The 16,706-nt window shown below is 57.9% G+C and carries 16 protein-coding genes; 4 read left to right on the forward strand and 12 right to left on the reverse strand.

The genetic code is table 11. The annotated features are described in order from the left end of the window. Window positions 1-5 precede the first annotated feature (5 nt). From CLV87_RS02360 to CLV87_RS02380, 5 genes are read right to left on the reverse strand one after another with little or no spacing between them, the layout of a single operon-like run. A complete protein-coding gene (locus tag CLV87_RS02360) occupies window positions 6-1,889 on the reverse strand; it encodes a methyl-accepting chemotaxis protein (RefSeq protein ID WP_099243699.1) in 1,884 nt (627 codons plus the stop codon). Window positions 1,890-1,901: 12 nt separating this feature from the next. Next, a complete protein-coding gene (locus CLV87_RS02365) occupies window positions 1,902-2,378 on the reverse strand; it encodes a chemotaxis protein CheW (RefSeq protein WP_166652648.1) in 477 nt (158 codons plus the stop codon). A 1-nt stretch (window position 2,379) separates the two neighbouring features. Continuing rightward, the gene (locus tag CLV87_RS02370) at window positions 2,380-4,350 is read right to left on the reverse strand and encodes a chemotaxis protein CheA (protein ID WP_099243695.1); all 1,971 of its coding nucleotides are present in this window, start codon (window positions 4,348-4,350) and stop codon (window positions 2,380-2,382) included. Between the two features lie 4 nt (window positions 4,351-4,354). Continuing rightward, a complete protein-coding gene (locus CLV87_RS02375) occupies window positions 4,355-4,720 on the reverse strand; it encodes a response regulator (RefSeq protein ID WP_099243693.1) in 366 nt (121 codons plus the stop codon). Between the two features lie 3 nt (window positions 4,721-4,723). Continuing rightward, window positions 4,724-4,981: a hypothetical protein gene (locus CLV87_RS02380; protein WP_099243691.1), complete on the reverse strand. Its 258-nt coding sequence runs from the start codon at window positions 4,979-4,981 to the stop codon at window positions 4,724-4,726. A 164-nt stretch (window positions 4,982-5,145) separates the two neighbouring features. Between CLV87_RS02380 and CLV87_RS02385 the strand changes: the two genes are divergently transcribed. The 3 genes from CLV87_RS02385 (at window position 5,146) to CLV87_RS02395 (ending at window position 8,554) form a co-directional block, all read left to right on the forward strand. Beyond that, window positions 5,146-6,780 (forward strand): methyl-accepting chemotaxis protein, encoded by a 1,635-nt coding sequence (locus tag CLV87_RS02385; protein WP_099243689.1) that lies wholly within the window; start codon window positions 5,146-5,148, stop codon window positions 6,778-6,780. 17 nt (window positions 6,781-6,797) lie between these two features. Continuing rightward, window positions 6,798-7,247, forward strand: a complete 450-nt coding sequence (locus CLV87_RS02390; protein ID WP_099243687.1) for a BLUF domain-containing protein — start codon at window positions 6,798-6,800, stop codon at window positions 7,245-7,247. 122 nt (window positions 7,248-7,369) lie between these two features. After that, window positions 7,370-8,554, forward strand: a complete 1,185-nt coding sequence (locus CLV87_RS02395; protein ID WP_133840666.1) for a methyl-accepting chemotaxis protein — start codon at window positions 7,370-7,372, stop codon at window positions 8,552-8,554. A gap of 135 nt (window positions 8,555-8,689) precedes the next feature. On the opposite strand, the gene thiD is transcribed toward CLV87_RS02395, so the two are convergent. Continuing rightward, complete coding sequence (gene thiD, locus CLV87_RS02400; protein ID WP_099243685.1) at window positions 8,690-9,493, reverse strand: bifunctional hydroxymethylpyrimidine kinase/phosphomethylpyrimidine kinase; 804 nt, start codon at window positions 9,491-9,493, stop codon at window positions 8,690-8,692. A gap of 139 nt (window positions 9,494-9,632) precedes the next feature. Between thiD and CLV87_RS02405 the strand changes: the two genes are divergently transcribed. Then, window positions 9,633-10,655: a hypothetical protein gene (locus tag CLV87_RS02405; protein WP_099244868.1), complete on the forward strand. Its 1,023-nt coding sequence runs from the start codon at window positions 9,633-9,635 to the stop codon at window positions 10,653-10,655. Between the two features lie 53 nt (window positions 10,656-10,708). On the opposite strand, the gene CLV87_RS02410 is transcribed toward CLV87_RS02405, so the two are convergent. The 6 genes from CLV87_RS02410 to CLV87_RS02435 all read right to left on the reverse strand — a co-directional run bounded on the left by CLV87_RS02410 (window position 10,709) and on the right by CLV87_RS02435 (window position 16,642). Further along, entirely contained in the window at window positions 10,709-12,046 is a 1,338-nt protein-coding gene (locus CLV87_RS02410) for an SPOR domain-containing protein (protein WP_099243683.1), read from the reverse strand. A gap of 67 nt (window positions 12,047-12,113) precedes the next feature. Beyond that, window positions 12,114-12,746, reverse strand: coding sequence for a uracil phosphoribosyltransferase (gene upp / locus CLV87_RS02415; RefSeq protein WP_099243681.1), 633 nt, complete (start codon window positions 12,744-12,746; stop codon window positions 12,114-12,116). Further along, window positions 12,743-13,747, reverse strand: a complete 1,005-nt coding sequence (locus tag CLV87_RS02420) for an adenosine deaminase (RefSeq protein WP_099243679.1) — start codon at window positions 13,745-13,747, stop codon at window positions 12,743-12,745. Before CLV87_RS02420 ends, upp begins: the two co-directional genes overlap by 4 nt. After that, window positions 13,747-14,946 carry a phosphopentomutase gene (locus CLV87_RS02425; RefSeq protein ID WP_099243677.1) on the reverse strand — a complete coding sequence of 400 codons (1,200 nt, stop codon included), beginning with the start codon at window positions 14,944-14,946 and terminating at the stop codon, window positions 13,747-13,749. Before CLV87_RS02425 ends, CLV87_RS02420 begins: the two co-directional genes overlap by 1 nt. Then, window positions 14,946-16,238 carry a thymidine phosphorylase gene (locus CLV87_RS02430; RefSeq protein ID WP_099243675.1) on the reverse strand — a complete coding sequence of 431 codons (1,293 nt, stop codon included), beginning with the start codon at window positions 16,236-16,238 and terminating at the stop codon, window positions 14,946-14,948. The genes CLV87_RS02425 and CLV87_RS02430 overlap by 1 nt, the downstream gene beginning before the upstream one ends. Next, a complete protein-coding gene (locus CLV87_RS02435; protein WP_099243673.1) occupies window positions 16,238-16,642 on the reverse strand; it encodes a cytidine deaminase in 405 nt (134 codons plus the stop codon). The genes CLV87_RS02430 and CLV87_RS02435 overlap by 1 nt, the downstream gene beginning before the upstream one ends. Between the last annotated feature and the right edge of the window lie 64 nt (window positions 16,643-16,706).

Here is a 16,706-nt window from a genome sequence, read left to right on the forward strand (position 1 = left end):
AGCGATCAGGAGGCACGCGGGATGGGTTCAAATTCGCTATCGGGGATTTCTTCGGCCCAGAGGTCAAGATCAAACCCGTCCTTGCCAACCTCCGGCTTGTCCTGCGCCTGCACCTCGCGGGTCTCGACCGGTTTTGCAGGTTTCGCTTCGGCGCGCGCCGCTGGTTTTGCGGTTTTTTCGCTGGCAACTCGCTCCGGTGGCGCGCTGCGTTTGGTGGCATTGCCCGGCAAATCGAGTTTGTAAAACTCGATGATATCGCGCAACTGCCCGGATTGTTTGGTCAGGGTCTGCCCGACCGAGGCCGCCTCGCCCGCAAGCGAAGCGTTCTTTTGAATGACCTTATCGAGCTGCTGAATCGACTGGTTGATTTGCTCGGCCCCGATATTCTGCTCGCGCATGGCGGCCGAGATTTCGCCCACCAAATCCGATGTGCGTCGGATGGAGGGCACCAGAGTTTCGAGTTTTTGACCGGCGGTTTCGCTGACCTGCAGGGTCTTCTTGGACAGGACGCCAATTTCCGAGGCTGCCAACTGGCTACGCTCCGCCAATTTGCGCACTTCCGAGGCAACGACAGCGAAGCCTTTGCCATGCGTACCTGCACGGGCAGCCTCAACCGCGGCGTTCAAGGCAAGCAGGTCTGTTTGTCGCGCAATCTCTTGAATAATGGTGATTTTCTCGGCGATGGATTTCATCGCAGCCACCGCTTCGCTGACCGCTTCGCCACTTTGGATTGCCTCTTCGCTGGCTTGCGCCGCAATGGTTTCCGTCTGTGACGCATTCTCGGAAGATTGACGGATATTGGCGCTCATCTGTTCCATCGCGGCGCTGGCCTCTTCGGCAGCTGACGATTGCTGCACCGAACCATCGCTGAGATCCGCAGCGGTTCTACTGAGTGACTTGGCACCGCTATCGACACTTTCGGCGTTAACAGTGACTTTGCCCAATACATCGCGTTGTTTTTCCAACATATGACGCAGGGATAGCCCAAGCTGATCAACGTCCGAGCGCTCCTGGATCGAGATCGTCAAATCCCCTTTGGCGATTTCATCCGCGCTCTTCGACATTCGCAACAGCGCCTCATTCATGCGCCCGAGCGCAATCAGCAAGTCACCGATTTCATCCTTGGACCTTGGCCGACAATCCACCGACGGATCCCCATTGGCCACCTTGTCAGCAATTTCGACTGCGCGGCGAATGCCATTCGGGATCACGGTCGCCATCCAGACCGCCGCAAAAATCCCAACCAAAACAGCAATCGAGGATGTCGCCAAAATCAAAACGGTCGATTGATCATAGAGATTGTTGGTTTGCGCCTTTTCCGCTTCCATGATCTCAAGATTGCGGACCAGGATTTCATGCAAAAGCGCCTTGCTGCCCGACAGAATACCCGCGCCTTCTTTGTTCATCAGTTCGAGCGCCTCTGCGCGCAGGGCGGTCGCATCGTCGCCAAAACCAAGTTTCTGCTTGGAAAGGCTGCTCTTGATCTTTTTGGTAATGCTCTTTTCCAATGCAAGATAGGGGGCAAAGGTCTCTTCCAGACTGTTCAGCGCGCTCAGATCCTCTTCGCGGTGGTCAATTTCCGCGATGGCTGCAAATTCCTTTTTCAGGGAGGTCAGCAGGTGGAAATGCTCCTCAAGCTCTTTTTGCACCGCCTCAACTTCTTCACCGGTGGTGGCAAGGAAAACACCGTTCTGCGTGGCGTATAACGCGTAGAACTCCGTTTCCATCGCTGTGGCCAGGCGCACTTTTTCTGCTGTGATATCAACAATATGGTGCAGCGCTGAGTTGAATTGATTGAACCGGCTGACAGCCACCAATGATAGGACAGCAACCAGCAAAAGGATGATGGAAAAACCTGCAATTAACTTAGACTTGATCGAGAAACGCATCTGATCTGCTCCTTACGCAGCGGCGAATGACGGATTTGGGGAAAATAATGTATCTGGGTCGAGAAGGATGATCAGTTCATCCTCGCGGCGAATTGCGCCCAACAGGTAAACCTGCGGCCAGCTCGCCCCGAGTTCTGGAACCGGCTCCACGTCGGACATATTGACCTCGAACACTTCCTCAACAGCATCAGCTTCAAAGGCCAGCTTTGTTTTCACGTCTTTGATTTCATGTTCCAGCACGATCATGCGCGCGTTTTCAGTGGCTTGTGCGGGCCCCATCCCAAGGCGCAAGCGGACATCAACAAGCGGCACAACCGAGCCGCGCACATTGATCAGCCCGGGTGAAAACGCATCCGCATTGGGCACCATGGTTGGCCGTTCACGATCCAAAATCTCGTGCACATAGGAGACCGAGACGCCAAAGGCCTCGCCCTCCAGCCGGAACACCAACAGGATATTGCCATCGGTCATTTCAGAAAGATCTGTCATCTCAGGCCACCTTTTGAATATCTGCCGCTTGGCTTTGGGCCCAACGCACCAGGGTTGCGACATCCATGATCAGCGCCACGCGCCCATCGCTTAGGATGGTTGCACCGCCCAATCCGGGCAGTTCGCGGTGATAGGGGCTCAGGCTTTTGACCACGGTTTGGCCCTGGCCGAGAATGTCATCGACAACCAGACCAATGCGCTGACCATCCACCCGCACAACGACGACGCGGCGGTTTGTTTCGCCGGATTTCGGCATGTTGAACAGGGTGTCCAATGTCAGATAGGGCACGACTTGTTCACGGATCTGCAGGACCGAGCGGCCACTGGTGCGCTTGGTCTCGTCCTCATCCATTTCGACGCATTCCTCAACCGAGGAGAGCGGGATAACAAACACCGATTGTCCGAGCCTTACGCGCAATCCGTCAATGATGGCCATCGTCACGGGGAGCCGCAGTGTGATACGGGTGCCCTGGCCCAGGGCGGATTCGACATCGATATTACCGCCCAACCCGTCAATGGTGGTGCGCACAGCATCCATGCCAACACCCCGCCCTGAAACCGAGGAAACGGTTTCGGCCGTGGAAAACCCGGGTTCGAAAATAAGGGCATAAAGCTCGCGTTCGCTCAGATCCGCGTCCTCGGCAATCAAACCGTTTTTGACCGCCCGTTCGCGGATTTTATCGCGGTTGAGACCACCGCCATTGTCTTCGATCAGGATGAGGATTTCGCCGCCTTCCTGACGCGCGGACAGGCTGACGGTGCCCTGGGCCGGTTTACCAGCCTGTTTGCGAATCTCGGCAGTTTCGATCCCGTGGTCAATCGAGTTGCGGATCATGTGAACCAGCGGGTCCCCCAAGCGATCAATGACATTTTTATCAACTTCGGTTTCGCCACCGCTGGTGATCAGACGCACATCTTTGCCAAGCTCGGAGGAGAGGTCACGCACCACGCGCCGGAATTTTCCGAAAACGTTTTCGATAGGAAGCATGCGAATGGCCAAGGTGACGTCGCGCAGGCTGAGAACCAGACGCTCCACCTCTTCGACAACTGCGTGCAGGGCGGGGTTGGAAATGTCTTCCGAAACGGCATCCAATCGGGCCTGCGCAATGACAAGCTCGCCAATGGAATCCATCATACCATCCAGCTTGGAGGAAGCGATGCGAATGCTCTCCTGCTTGCCCGCTGGCTGTGGTTTTTCCTGCTTTTCAACGGCTTCAGGTTTCTCGACCGCGGCGTCCGGCGATACGGCAACCTCATCCGTTTCTTCGACCTCCCAGATGTCCAAATCGGCATCATCTGCAAAGATAAAGACATCCTGGACAGCCGCCAGCCCCTTATCTGTGGTCAATTTGGCAGACCATGTGATCCAGGAATCGGAGGGGTCCAGAATTTTGAGGTCGGGCAGCTCATTGGCAGAGAACTGAACCTCGACCTGCCCCAATTCCTCTAATTCCGTCATCAAGAGATCCGGGCGCATGCCATTGCGCAGAGCATCCTTGAGCGGAGAAAAGCGAATGCCAAATGTCTGCATCTGCCCCGGTTCCACCGTCGAAACCCGAGCACTGTGCGACGGGTTCGCGTCGCCAGAGCCGGTCATCGCCTTGATTTTGTCAATCAAGGCAACGGTTTCCGGTGATTTCAGCAAGGTTTCGGCATCAGCGCCATCTCCGCCGAGCTCTAAAAACTCCTCCATCCGGTCGCGCGCTGCCAAGGACAAATCAATGAGGTCACGATTGATTGGCAATGTGCCAGAGCGCACCTGCTCAAACGCGTTTTCAAAATGGTGGGTAAAGGCGGCCAGCTGCGTGTAACCAAACATCGACCCAGAGCCTTTGACCGTGTGTAACCCACGGAAAATTGCGTCAATCGTGGCTTGGTCAGGTTGCCCTTCAAGGCCGAGAATCTGATCTTCGAGCTCGGAAAGAATCTCATGTGCTTCTTGGATAAAGGCGGCGACAGCTTGCTCTAGCATGATCCTACCCCAGCAATTTCTTGGTTACAGCAACCAATTTGTCGGCATCAAACGGCTTGTTGATCCAGCCGGTTGCGCCAGCGGCCTTGCCCTTGGCCTTCATCTCAGGCGCGGATTCCGTGGTCAGCATGACAATTGGAATGCCGCTGCCCGCCGGGTCGGAGCGCGCGTGGGTGATGAAATCCAACCCGTTCATGACCGGCATATTCAAATCGGTGATCACCAGATTCGGGCGGGCGGCGCGCAGTTTATCCAGCCCATCCTGGCCGTTTTCAGCCGCCACCACCTGATAACCTTCAGGCTCTAGCGTGAAGGTGACCATGTCGCGCACGGCCTTGCTATCATCCACTGTCAAAACGGTTTTCGTCATGTTCTATTGTCCTTCAGCCTTTGTTTCAGCTGCCATTGTTGCCGCCGCATGTTCCCCGAATGACAGGGTCACATCCTTGCCCTGCAAGGCCCGGGCACCGGCAATAAGAAGTTGCAAAGAAATCTGTGTGGGCATGGGCTCAGAAAGCTCCAACTCCGCCGATTGCCCAGCATCTATTGAGCCAACCCATCCAGACAGGTCCGAATGAACTTTGCTCGCCATTCCGACATCCAAATCTGCCGGTATAATGAATTCGCTCATAACAATTGCCCCATTTTTGAATTGCGGCGTTCGGCATCACTAAACGGGCAAAGAATTAAACTTTCGTTTCCCGACCTTTAGACTTTTCAACTTTTTCCAATAAGCCATTTACCCCTTGTTTATTCCATGCTGCGCTTAGTTCCTGAACACGTGGGAGTGTGATTATGCAGGTACAAGTTTCAAATCAGGAGACATCGCCAGACAGGCAATCAGCCCGTGTTTTGGCGCAAGATGCCGTGTCCGCATTCGGTTCCGTGACGGATGATTTGTCGAAAATTCGCACGCTGCATTCGGAAATTACCAAGCAGCTCAATGAGTTTGCAGAACTGGTTGCCTCACGCAATGCGGTTGACAATCTGCTGTCCAACCTTCAGGACAAAGTGGATCGTATGGGGGAAGAGCTCAGGTCATTCTCCGGGTCGTTGCAAAAGTCCGAAACCACGCGCCAAATGTCCGATGGGCGAACGGTGCTGCAAAAAATATCGGGACAGGGGCGCAATCTGGCGGCGATTGCCACATTGACGCGCACCACCGCCGGGTCTTTGGGCGTGACAAAAATCGATCGATATTTAACGGAATTGCATCAAACAGCCGCCTTGATCAGATCGGCCTCGACCCATGTTGATGGCGGGCTGGACGGCCTGGTCGAAGGCTATGATCGCATGCATGCCAGCTGCGACAGCGCGTCAGATGCCATGGGGGCCCTGCCCCCAAAACTTGCCGAAGGGCGCGCTGTGCTGGACCAGTTGAGCCAGGAAGAGGCCCGCGCCGCTGAACAAATTTCGACCCGCGCCGACAGGCTGGTCCAAAGCGGCAAAAGCAAATTGAAAAGCTTTGTCAGCGCGATGCAGTTTTCCGACCGTCTCGCGCAACGCCTTGATCACATTGCTTTTTTGTTAGAGATGGATGATCCGCATATCACCCGGATCGCCAAGGCCCAAGCGGCGGATTGCACCCGTGACATCGCCGATATCTCCGGCGAAGTGCGCGATACCATGCGCGCCATGGCCGATTTGGGGCGCGATGGGGCTGCCTTGTTTTCCGAAGGAGAAATTGCTGCCCTGATCTCCGAAGCGATGAAACGGCGGGACGAGTTGTTGACAATGGTCTCCAATGAGGTCGTGCAGGTTGACGCCGTTCTCGAGGCCGTACATCGCGATGCAACGGAAATTTCTCAAGCAACTCAAGATGCTGGCGAAAAATTCAGCCAATTGCTGGATGCGGCGGAACGGCTCTCCATGGCCTCAGTCAACTCCCTCTTATTGGCGGCCCGAAACGGGGACAAAGGCGCCCCATTGGCGGTTCTGGCCTCTGAGGTGCGCCAAACCGCAACCGATTGTCTGGCTGATGTGGCCAAGTGCAGGAAAAGCTTGAACGGCATCATGAGCTCGCGCGATGACGCCCGAGAATCTCTCACCAAAGCGAGCGAAGACTTGTCTTCGGCCATTTCCCAACACGCAAGCATTGGCAAGGACAGCGAAGATCGGTTGGATCAGATCAACAGCCTCAGCCAGACAGCGCTGGATTGCGCTGAATCGCTGATCGCCATGGTTGAGGCGGTTCATCATTCCATGTCAGCTGTGGATGCTGTTGGCACCGCCCTGTTGGACTTGTCCGCGCAGGACATGCCCGAGGTCACAGCCCCCCCCGACCAAGGCAAGCTGAGCCAGTGCTGGGCGCTTTATACCATGGATGAAGAACGCGCCGTCCATGCCGAGCTTTACCCAGATGACGCCCTGCAAGGCGCGGCTGCTGACACCGCCGAAGACAGCGACGACCTGGATGACATTTTCTTTTAGAAGCGAAAGGTGACCCAATGGGACTTTACCGATTGATTTACGCCTCAACAGCCACCGATATTGATCGGGACCTCCTGACCAATATCATTGAAACCTCTAACCGGCTGAATTCCAAAAATTACATCACCGGCATGATGATTTTCGACAATGGTTATTTTCTGCAACTTCTCGAGGGGGAGCGCGCGTTTTTAACCAAACGCTTTCTGGAGATCAGCAAGGATACCCATCATAATGACATCGAGATCCTGACATGCGGCCCGATCCATGCGCGACTGTTCACCGGATGGGGCGCGCGGTATCTGGGCAGCCAGGGGGCCTCGTCCAAGATCCTGAAACGCTATCAGGGCGGGCCAGAGTTTAATCCTTACAAATTCACATCATCAAATGTCGAATACCTGTGCTTGGATATGTCGACTTTTGCCGTGTCGTCCAATGATGTTGCGAATAAATTATCAATCGCGCAATAAACAAAATATCTATTTGCAAATCACCTTTAACTTTTTCGCGGCCCTATTAACCTCCTTGAAAGGCAGGCCACATAAAGTAACTGGAATTCGACGGTTTACGCTTGACTGAAGGGCTATAAAAAATGCGCATTCTGAAAGGACCCTCAAAGAAACCAACATTGCCCGCCTCTATGGCGATGGCGACATTGGAAAACGCAATTGATTCCGTGGTCGTTATTGATACCGACAACCGGGTGGTTTTTTTCAATCGCGCAGCTGAAAACCTATGGGGTTATTCCGCCGAAGAGGTGCTGGGCAATAATGTCAAAATGCTCGTCCCGGTCGAACATCAATCGCGTCATGACGGTTATTTAGAGAAAAATCGGACGACGGAACGCGATACAATTGTCGGCTCCAGCCGGGATTTGCAATTGGTACGCAAGGACGGCACCGAAGTGTCGGTGTCTTTGGCTCTTTCGAAAATGCGGATTGGCAAAAGCTGGGGCTATGCCGCCTTTGTCCGCAATATCTCGGAAGAATATGAATCACTTGATCGGCTATTGGGGCAGGTCAGCGTCAATTCGGACAATGTTCTAACCGGCTGCACGGAACTGGGCGACGCTGTCTCAAAAGTCAGCGAAGGGGCGACGCAGCAGGCAGCCGCCGCACAAGAGGCCAGCGCCTCGATGGAACAGATGACCGCCAATATCCGCCAAAGCGCTGACAATGCCGCACAAACCGAAAAGATCGCGGTGCATTCCCTGGAACAGGCGCGCAATTCCTCGGCCATTGTTCAGGATGCGGTAGATGCGATGAAAACCATCGCGGAAAAGATCAACATCATTCAGGAAATCGCCCGCCAGACCGATCTTTTGGCGTTGAACGCCGCAGTTGAGGCCGCGCGCGCAGGAACCCATGGGCGCGGATTTGCCATTGTCGCCGCCGAAGTGCGCCGCCTCGCAGAGCGCAGCCAGGTGGCCGCGGATGAAATTGTCGCCCTGTCCAAATCCACCGCCGAGAAATCAAGCAAGGCAGGTGAAGAGCTGGATACCTTGGTGCCGGAAATTCAGCGCACCGCCGATCTGGTTCAGGAAATCTCGGCTGCGACGCAGGAACAGCGCATAGGGTCCGAGCAGATCAACACCGCAATTTCCGAATTGGACCGCGTCATTCAGGCCAATGCCTCTGCCTCGCAAGAGGCCGCCGCGACTACCCAAATGCTCAGCGACAGCGCCGAGGCGCTGAACGGGTTGATCAGCAGTTTCCGCGATGAGGATGGCAATATCGTGCGCAAGGAAGAGGGCACATCAGAATCCAAGGTCGCCTGAAGCGTTTAAAGACATAGTTGAGACAAACGGATCGCAAATGGCCTGAGATCGCGAAGCGTGGCAAGGAATGTGCGACTCAACATTTTCTCAAAACGCTGCAACGCAGCGGATTCGACGGGACTGGGGCCAATAAAATCAAACGCCTCGATCTCGCATTGCAAAAAAGTGATTCAACGGGCCTTTACCAGTGCCAAGGTTCAGGGTTTGACCGGCTATCAAGGCCTGCAGCGTGTAATCCTTCGCAGCCTGCACAGCCCGTGTAAGCGGCTCCCCCGCCGCCAATTGGCAGGCCAAGGCCGAAGACAACGTACAGCCCGTCCCATGGGAATTGCGCCCGGAAACCCGTTTTGCTTCATACCACTGTGACGCGTCCCGGCTGACCAGCAAATCGGCACAGACCCCACCGGGCAAATGCCCACCCTTGAGCAAGACATCCGGCCCATATGCCCGCAACGCCTCTGCCTGTTTGCACATCTCTTCGCGATTCTGCGCCGCGCCACAGCCCAACAAAACCGCCACCTCGGGCAAGTTTGGCGTGACGATGGACACCCGTGGCAGCAACATCTCCAGCAACGCTGCGCGCCCTGCCCCGTCCAGCAACGGTGCCCCAGATGTCGACGCTAGGACAGGATCCAGAACCACCGGCACCGAGATGCCTTCCAAACAGGCGGCCACCACTTTGACCACATCGACATGGCCCAACATGCCGATCTTGATCGCGTCGACCCGCATATCGGACGAGATCGCCTCGATCTGACGTTTCACCAAATCCGGAGCGACCGGCGCGACATCCGCAACGCCTTGCGTGTTTTGCACGGTCAATGCCGTCACCACCGCCATGGCATAGCCGCCATTGGCACAAATCGCCTTGATATCGGCCTGAATGCCCGCCCCGCCGGACGGGTCAGAGCCTGCGATGGACAAAACGCTGGGGATCATTGCGACACCTTTGAGTCATTTCGACAAACAGGCTTTACGACCCGCCCGCGGCCCTGTCCAGCACCGCGCAGATTGCCCCGCCGCCGCGACCGTGTTAGGCTTTGCCATAACAGAGGCAGAGCAGCCCAAGAGCACCCCAATGACCGCACTCAAGGAATTTGAACGGCTCGAGGCGACCGGATTATGGCGCCCCAACACCGCAGAACAGCGTCGCGAAGTGGTCGTGTCGCTGGGCGATGCCACATTGACCATAACCGATGTGCCCGGTCGGGTCCTCGCACACTGGTCATTGGCGGCGGTCGTGCGGTCAAACGGCACAGCCATACCGGCAATCTATCACCCCGATGGCGACCCCGGCGAAACGCTGGAACTGGGTGAGGGCGAAGATGAGATGATCAACGGCATAGACCGTTTGCTCAAAGCCATCGAACGCCGCCGCCCACATCCCGGCAAGTTACGTCTCGTACTTGGCACGGCCCTGGTGCTCGGCTTGGTGGCGGGCACGGTACTGTGGCTGCCCGATGCCCTGCGCGCCTACACGGCCAAGGTGGTGCCGCCGGTCAAACGCGCCGAAATCGGCATTGGCCTGTTGAAACACATGACCCGCGTCACCGGCCAGCCCTGCCTGACGCCTGAGGCCCGCCCTGCCCTGCAAAAACTCGCCCGCCATGTGCTGGGTCCAGAGCGTGCGGATTCCATCATTGTTGTGCCCGGCGGCGTGGTGCAAAGCGCGCATTTGCCCGGTGGTATCGTGGTGTTGAACAAATCCATCATCGAGGACTTTGAAGACCCCAGCGTGCCCGCAGGCTACGCGCTGGTTGAGGATGTCAAGGCCGCCGAAACTGATCCCTTGGCGCAGATGCTGGCCCAGACCAGCTTGATGACCAGCCTCAAACTGGTGACCACAGGCCAGGTGCCAGATGACACGCTCAAGGCCTACGCCGAGGATCTTTTGACCGAAGCTGACTCGCCTCCGGCAATTGACGCCACCTTGGCCGCCTTTCAGCGCGCCGCGCTGAGCAGCAGCGCCTATGCCTATGCCAAGGACCTCACCGGAGAAAGCACGTTGCCCCTGATCGAAGGTGATCCCATGGCGGGGGCTGAGGGGGCGGATGTGCTGAGCGACGGGGAATGGTTGCGGCTGCAAAGCATCTGCGAATAAGAAAGCCCGCCGATTGGATAACCGACGGGCCACATTCTCAGAAATCGAAGCTTTTAACGTGTGTAGGCTCGGGTATAGCCGACCGCGCGCACCTTGTTCAGCGCCAGATTGACCTGATCGGCGGACCCAAACGGGCCGACCATCACGCGCTGCATCGGCTGCCCATCCTTGCGGTAATAGCCCATTTTCACCGGCAGACCGGTTTGGCCCAAACGGCTGGCCGCTGCCTGCGCCTTGGCCGTGGTGGTGAACACGCCGATTTCAACGTAACGCGCTGCGCTGGTTGCCTTGACTGGAGACGAGCGGGTGGAGATCACGGCGCTGTTCTGCGCAGAGATATACGGGGCTCGGGTCGTCGCCGAGGACGCGTGATAGGCGATCACCGGCTCTTTGAGCTTGTGGCGACGCGCCTGGTTCACCGCGATACGCGGCACGGTGTTTGTCCAGACCTGCTGTGTCTGGCGATAGCCATCCACGGTTTGATAGGCGCGATACGGGTTCAGGCGGTCATCATCCCAAGCCGGGCGATAGCCCGCAGGGACATAAGCGATGGAATTGTCACGCTTTTCATAGACGTGACGCGGCACGATGCGGGTGTTCCCCGGCAGGTGCAACTGGCTGCCCTGCCAACCACGGTTGTGATAGACCTTTTTGCCGGGTCCAGGGGCTTCGCCGCGGCGGATCACGGTGACATGCGGCGCTGTTTGAGGCCCGCAACGCACGGTGACGGTGTGCCTGCCAACGGTCTTGGTGCTCTGACCATTGCGGCAGGGGCTGTAGCTCGGTGTCGTGACTGCGCGACCGGTCGGTTTGACGGCTGGCGCTGCGGCGCGGGGCACCTGACGCACAACGCGCGGCGGCTGTGCGGCAACGGGTTTCGAGGCCGGGCGACGCACAATCTGCTGCGGTTTTGGCATCGGCTTGGGCTTGGCCCGGACCTGCACCTGCGGTTTTGGCTTGGGGGCCGGGGCCAGAACGGCGCGCGGGGTCGCCACACGCAATGGCGTGCCTTGTGGTTTCGCAACCCGGACATTGGCCGCGCGCGGCTGGGGTTTTGGGGCCGGTTGTGGGGTAGGCACAGTGATTTGAACAGGGGCCTGGGCAGGTTTGGCCGCCGGGGCCGCCGCTGTCGCCGAACCGCCAAAAGTCGGCTTTTGACCACAGACCTGTTTGCGTTGACGCGACACGCGCGGCACCCAAGTCACAGCCCCGTCAAACCCGGCCCGCACAAAGACACATCCGTTATTATCAACGAACTGTTTGCCGGAAAAAGAGGCCGGTGGAAAATTGACCGGAACCTTGCCGGTATTGCTCTGAGCCATGGCCGGAGCGGATGCGATTCCGAATCCAGCGGTCAAAACGGCGAAAATAGTTAAGGATTTCAATGTCATGTCTGCCCCCACAGATGCAGGGGTCAGAATGCCCGATCAAAAACGCTCTGTAAAGCGTTGAAATCGTTTATTTCGTTCCAAACATACGGTCCCCGGCATCACCAAGGCCCGGAACGATGTACCCGAGTTCATTGAGTTTTTCATCCAGAGAGGCGGTGACGATGGGCACATCGGGATGGGCCTCTTTCATGCGCGCCACGCCTTCGGGGGCGGCCAGCAGACAGAGGAACCGGATGTCTTTGGCCCCGGCCTGTTTGACCAGATCAATCGCTGCGGCCGAGGAATTGCCCGTGGCCAACATGGGATCAACAACAATCGCCGTGCGCTCTTCCATGCGTTTGGGCAGCTTGTTGTAATACTGGACCGGTTGCAGAGTTTCCTCGTCCCGGTAAAGACCGACAAAGCCGACCCGCGCCGCCGGGATCAGCTCCAAAATCCCATCCATCAAGCCATTACCAGCGCGCAGGATCGACACCAGCGCGAGCTTTTTGCCCTCGATCATCGGCTGCTGCGATGGGCAAAGCGGGGTTTCGATCTCGGTCATGGTGACCGGCAATTCGCGCGTCACCTCATAGGCCAAAAGCAGGCTGATCTCGCGCAGCAACTGACGGAAAGACGCGGTCGACGTTTCTTTCTTACGCATCAGGGTCAGCTTGTGCTGCACCAGCGGGTGATCGACGATGGTCAGATGTTGGGTCATGACGCCTCCAATGCTTTGCGAATCCTTGCCTTTGTATCGGCGTCGCAGAAGGCCGCGTCTACGGCATTCTTGTCTATTTGGTCAAAGATTTCACCATCCCAGCCAAAAACGCGTGCCAGATCTGCATATTCCTTGCGCATGGTGGTGTGGAAAAAGGGTGGGTCATCGGTCGACACCGTCACTTTGACGCCGCGATCGCGCAGTTTTTCGATCGGGTGTTTGTCGAGACTGTCATAGACGCCAAGGAAGACGTTGGAACCGGGACAAACCTCTAACGTGATGTCACGTTCGATCAACATGTCCACGACGGCCAGGTCCTCGCTGGCGCGCACGCCATGACCAATACGGGACACACCCAAGTCCTCAACCGCTTCGCGCACCTCTTGCGGCCCGCGCCATTCACCGGCATGGGTGGTCAGATGCAATCCCGCCTCGCGCGCCATGTCGAAGCTATAGGCAAAGTCACGTTGCTGGCCCTGGTTCTCATCCCCGCCCATGCCAAGTCCGGTGATGAATTCCCCGGCGGTTTCAGCGGCGCAAAGCGCGGCTGGCTTGGCCTTTTCCGGACCAAAATGACGGATCGGTGTGGCGATGCCGCGCAGGGTGATACCCAGATCACGCTCGGCCACCGCTGCCGCATCTTGAATCGCATGCAGATACTCTTTCCACGCGGTCAGATCACTGCCGCCACAGAAATCGGGGCTGATAAAGCTTTCGATATAGACCACGTCATTGGCCGCGGCCTGTTCCAGCACGGCACTGGTAAGGCGGGCAAATTCCTCGGGCCCGGTCAGGACCGAGGTCGCCGCCTCATATACCGACAGGAAATGCACGAAATCCCGGTAATCATAGGATCCGTCCTCGCGGAAGATCTTGGACAGGTCGACATTCTTTTCCTGAGCGAGGCCACGGATAAAGGCAGGTGGGGCCATGCCCTCGATATGGGTGTGCAGCTCGATCTTGGGGCGCTTGATCAGCGCGTCCAACTGTTCTTCGTTCATTACAGAAAACTCCTGCCCGGCCCCTGCGCCGGGACGTTCAAATGCGCGGCAATGCTGGCGGCAACATCCGCAAAGGCAATCTGGCCAATCTCGCCGCTGCCCTTGCCCGCCACCAAAACCGGAACCCGTTCGCGGGTGTGATCGGTGCCCGACCAGCTGGGATCATTGCCGTGATCGGCGGTGACGACCAGCATATCCCCCTCGCGCAGGCGCGGCAGGACTTTGCCTAGTTCAACATCAAACCATTCCAGATGCCGCGCATAGCCCGAGATGTCGCGGCGATGGCCGTATTCGCTGTCAAACTCGACGAAGTTAGCAAAGGTCAGACTGCCCTCTTCGGCCGTGTCAACATAGTCGGACAGATGCTCCATTAGCTGCGCATCGCGCCCCTTGCGCACCTCGTCGATCCCAGTCATCGAGAAAATATCTCCAATCTTTCCAACGCCATACACCTTGCACCCCGCATCTTGCACCCAATTGGTCAGCACCGGTTCAGGTGGTGTAATGGCAAAGTCGCGACGGTTGGCGGTGCGCTGAAAATGCCCAACTTCGCCAACAAAGGGGCGCGCGATGACACGGCCAACCTTCATCTCGTGCAGCATCGGTGCCAAGCCTTCGCAAAGCGCATAGAGCCGCTCAAGTCCAAAGAATTGTTCATGCGCGGCAATCTGAAAGACACTGTCGGCAGAGGTGTAACAGATCGGATAGCCCGAGCGCAGATGGTCCGCGCCAAAGCGGTCAATCATCACCGTGCCAGAGCCGTGACAATTGCCCAGAATGCCAAAGGTTCCGGCGATTTCGCACGCCTTTTCAACCACCTCCGCCGGGAATGCCGGCAGCGCGTCTGGAAAATAATGCCAATCCCAAGGCACCGGCAACCCAGCCAATTCCCAATGACCCGAGGGCGTATCCTTGCCCTTGGACACCTCCGTCGCCGCCGCAAATCGCCCGGTCAGCGAAGGCGTTTCAACCTCCATCCCGCTGGCCAGGCACAAGGCGTTGAACAACCCAAGCGCGGCCATGTTCGGCACGGCCAAAGGCCCGCTGCGCCCCTCTTCGGCGCGTCCCTCGGCGCAGGCCTGTAGGATATGGCCCAGCGTGTTGGCCCCTGTGTCGGGCAGGTCACCGTTGAAATACGCCGCAGCATCCGGCGCACCGCCAATCCCGACCGAGTCGATCACAACCAGAAATGCGCGCATCAGGCGATCCTTTCCAAGGTCAGCGGCAGCAGATCGGGTGCCGGCCCATCCAGCGAAACCGCCGCACGAATGGCGGCGGCGGCGGCATCGGCCTGTTCTTCTCGCGCGGCGTGGACCACGGCAATTGGTTGATTTTTTGTGACTTTCTCGCCCAAACGCACCACATCCGTCAGACCAACCGCCGGGTTCACCTGATCGGTTTCTACGCGGCGCCCGCCGCCCAGATCGACCACGGCCAGGCCCAGCTGTTCTCCATCAATGGCCGAGACAACCCCGGCGCGATCCGCCGTGACCTCGCGGATAACCGGGGTTTCCGGCAAGAAGCGCTTCCAATCCTCAACAAAGCTCAGCGGCCCACCCAGCGCATAGACCATCTTGCCAAACCGCTCTGCCGCCGCGCCTGAACTAATGGAGTCGCGCAGCTTGGCCTCTCCGTCTTCGATCCCGGCGGTTTTCAACAGTTCAACGCCCAGATCGACGCTCAGCTCCAATAGCGGCCCCTTCAGCGCGCCGGTCAGAACCTGCAGGCACAGGTCGACTTCTAACGCATTGCCAAGCGCGGGCACCAAAGGTTGGCTCATATCGGTGATCAAAGCCGAGGTCGGGCAGCCCGCCGCATTCGCCGTCGACACCAAAGACGCCGCCAGCGCGCGCGCCTCTTCGGGGGTTTTCATAAACGCGCCCGATCCAACTTTGACATCCAGAACCAGCGATTGCAGCCCCGCCGCCAGTTTCTTGGACAGGATCGAGGCGGTGATCAGGTCCAGGCTTTCGACTGTGCCGGTCACATCGCGCACCGCATAAAGCCGTTTATCCGCCGGGGCGATATTGGCCGACGCGCTGACAATCGCGCAGCCGGCCTCCTTCACCACTTGGCGAAAGCGCGCCTCGTCCGGGGTGACAGAATAGCCGGGGATGGCTTCGAGCTTGTCCAGCGTGCCGCCCGTATGGCCAAGGCCACGGCCCGAAATCATCGGGTTGTAAACCCCGCAAGCGGCCAGCATCGGGGCCAAAACCAGACTGACACAATCGCCGACACCGCCAGTGGAATGCTTGTCCACCACCGGTGCGTCCAGATCCCAGTCCAGCACATGCCCGCTGTCGCGCATGGCCAGGGTCAGCGCCACGCGCCCAGCCTCGGACAACCCGCGCAAGCAGACCCCCATGGCAAAAGCTCCGGCCTGGGCCGAACTAACCCGCCCATCCGCCAAGCCATGGGCAAACCAGGATAATTCCGCTGGGCTTGGCTCTTCGCCTTTGCGCAGCGCGGCATTAATCGCTCTTGCGTCCATCAGGTGTTTTCCATGTGATCGCGGCCAAAGGCACCGGGCAGCAGGTTACCCACAGTTGTGACCTTCTCAACACCATCAGTGGTCGCCATGGTGACCTGAACGTCCGATTTGGAAAACTCCGCCAGTTTCTGACGGCACCCGCCGCAGGGCGGCACCGGGTTCGGGCTGTCGGCAATCACATAGGCCTCGGCAATCTCGCTCTCGCCTGCGGCGATCATGGCCGCGATGGCCCCGGCCTCGGCGCAGGTGCCTTCGGGATAGGCAACGTTTTCTACATTACATCCGGTATAGACATGGCCCGACGGGGTGCGCAGCGCGGCCCCGACTTTGAAATTCGAATAAGGGGCATAGGCGTTTTCACGAACGGCGCGGGCCAAATCAGCTAACGACTCAGGACGGGACATCTCACTCTCCGGGTAATCAAGGGGGCAGTTTGCGAAGTGGCACGCCAGATTGCAAGGCCCCCTC

The organism is Pelagimonas phthalicica (genome assembly GCF_004364805.1).
Classification (GTDB): domain Bacteria; phylum Pseudomonadota; class Alphaproteobacteria; order Rhodobacterales; family Rhodobacteraceae; genus Pelagimonas; species Pelagimonas phthalicica.

What these genes read in the sequence shown, in the direction of transcription:
- upp (WP_099243681.1), bottom strand. Translation starts at nt 12,746, where the DNA reads ATGACCCAACATCTGACCATCGTCGATCACCCGCTGGTGCAGCACAAG.
- CLV87_RS02395 (WP_133840666.1), top strand. Translation starts at nt 7,370, where the DNA reads ATGCGCATTCTGAAAGGACCCTCAAAGAAACCAACATTGCCCGCCTCT.
- CLV87_RS02380 (WP_099243691.1), bottom strand. Translation starts at nt 4,981, where the DNA reads ATGAGCGAATTCATTATACCGGCAGATTTGGATGTCGGAATGGCGAGC.
- CLV87_RS02410 (WP_099243683.1), bottom strand. Translation starts at nt 12,046, where the DNA reads ATGACATTGAAATCCTTAACTATTTTCGCCGTTTTGACCGCTGGATTC.
- CLV87_RS02385 (WP_099243689.1), top strand. Translation starts at nt 5,146, where the DNA reads ATGCAGGTACAAGTTTCAAATCAGGAGACATCGCCAGACAGGCAATCA.
- CLV87_RS02390 (WP_099243687.1), top strand. Translation starts at nt 6,798, where the DNA reads ATGGGACTTTACCGATTGATTTACGCCTCAACAGCCACCGATATTGAT.
- CLV87_RS02365 (WP_166652648.1), bottom strand. Translation starts at nt 2,378, where the DNA reads ATGACAGATCTTTCTGAAATGACCGATGGCAATATCCTGTTGGTGTTC.
- CLV87_RS02370 (WP_099243695.1), bottom strand. Translation starts at nt 4,350, where the DNA reads ATGCTAGAGCAAGCTGTCGCCGCCTTTATCCAAGAAGCACATGAGATT.
- CLV87_RS02360 (WP_099243699.1), bottom strand. Translation starts at nt 1,889, where the DNA reads ATGCGTTTCTCGATCAAGTCTAAGTTAATTGCAGGTTTTTCCATCATC.
- thiD (WP_099243685.1), bottom strand. Translation starts at nt 9,493, where the DNA reads ATGATCCCCAGCGTTTTGTCCATCGCAGGCTCTGACCCGTCCGGCGGG.
- CLV87_RS02420 (WP_099243679.1), bottom strand. Translation starts at nt 13,747, where the DNA reads ATGAACGAAGAACAGTTGGACGCGCTGATCAAGCGCCCCAAGATCGAG.
- CLV87_RS02375 (WP_099243693.1), bottom strand. Translation starts at nt 4,720, where the DNA reads ATGACGAAAACCGTTTTGACAGTGGATGATAGCAAGGCCGTGCGCGAC.
- CLV87_RS02435 (WP_099243673.1), bottom strand. Translation starts at nt 16,642, where the DNA reads ATGTCCCGTCCTGAGTCGTTAGCTGATTTGGCCCGCGCCGTTCGTGAA.
- CLV87_RS02430 (WP_099243675.1), bottom strand. Translation starts at nt 16,238, where the DNA reads ATGGACGCAAGAGCGATTAATGCCGCGCTGCGCAAAGGCGAAGAGCCA.
- CLV87_RS02425 (WP_099243677.1), bottom strand. Translation starts at nt 14,946, where the DNA reads ATGCGCGCATTTCTGGTTGTGATCGACTCGGTCGGGATTGGCGGTGCG.
- CLV87_RS02405 (WP_099244868.1), top strand. Translation starts at nt 9,633, where the DNA reads ATGACCGCACTCAAGGAATTTGAACGGCTCGAGGCGACCGGATTATGG.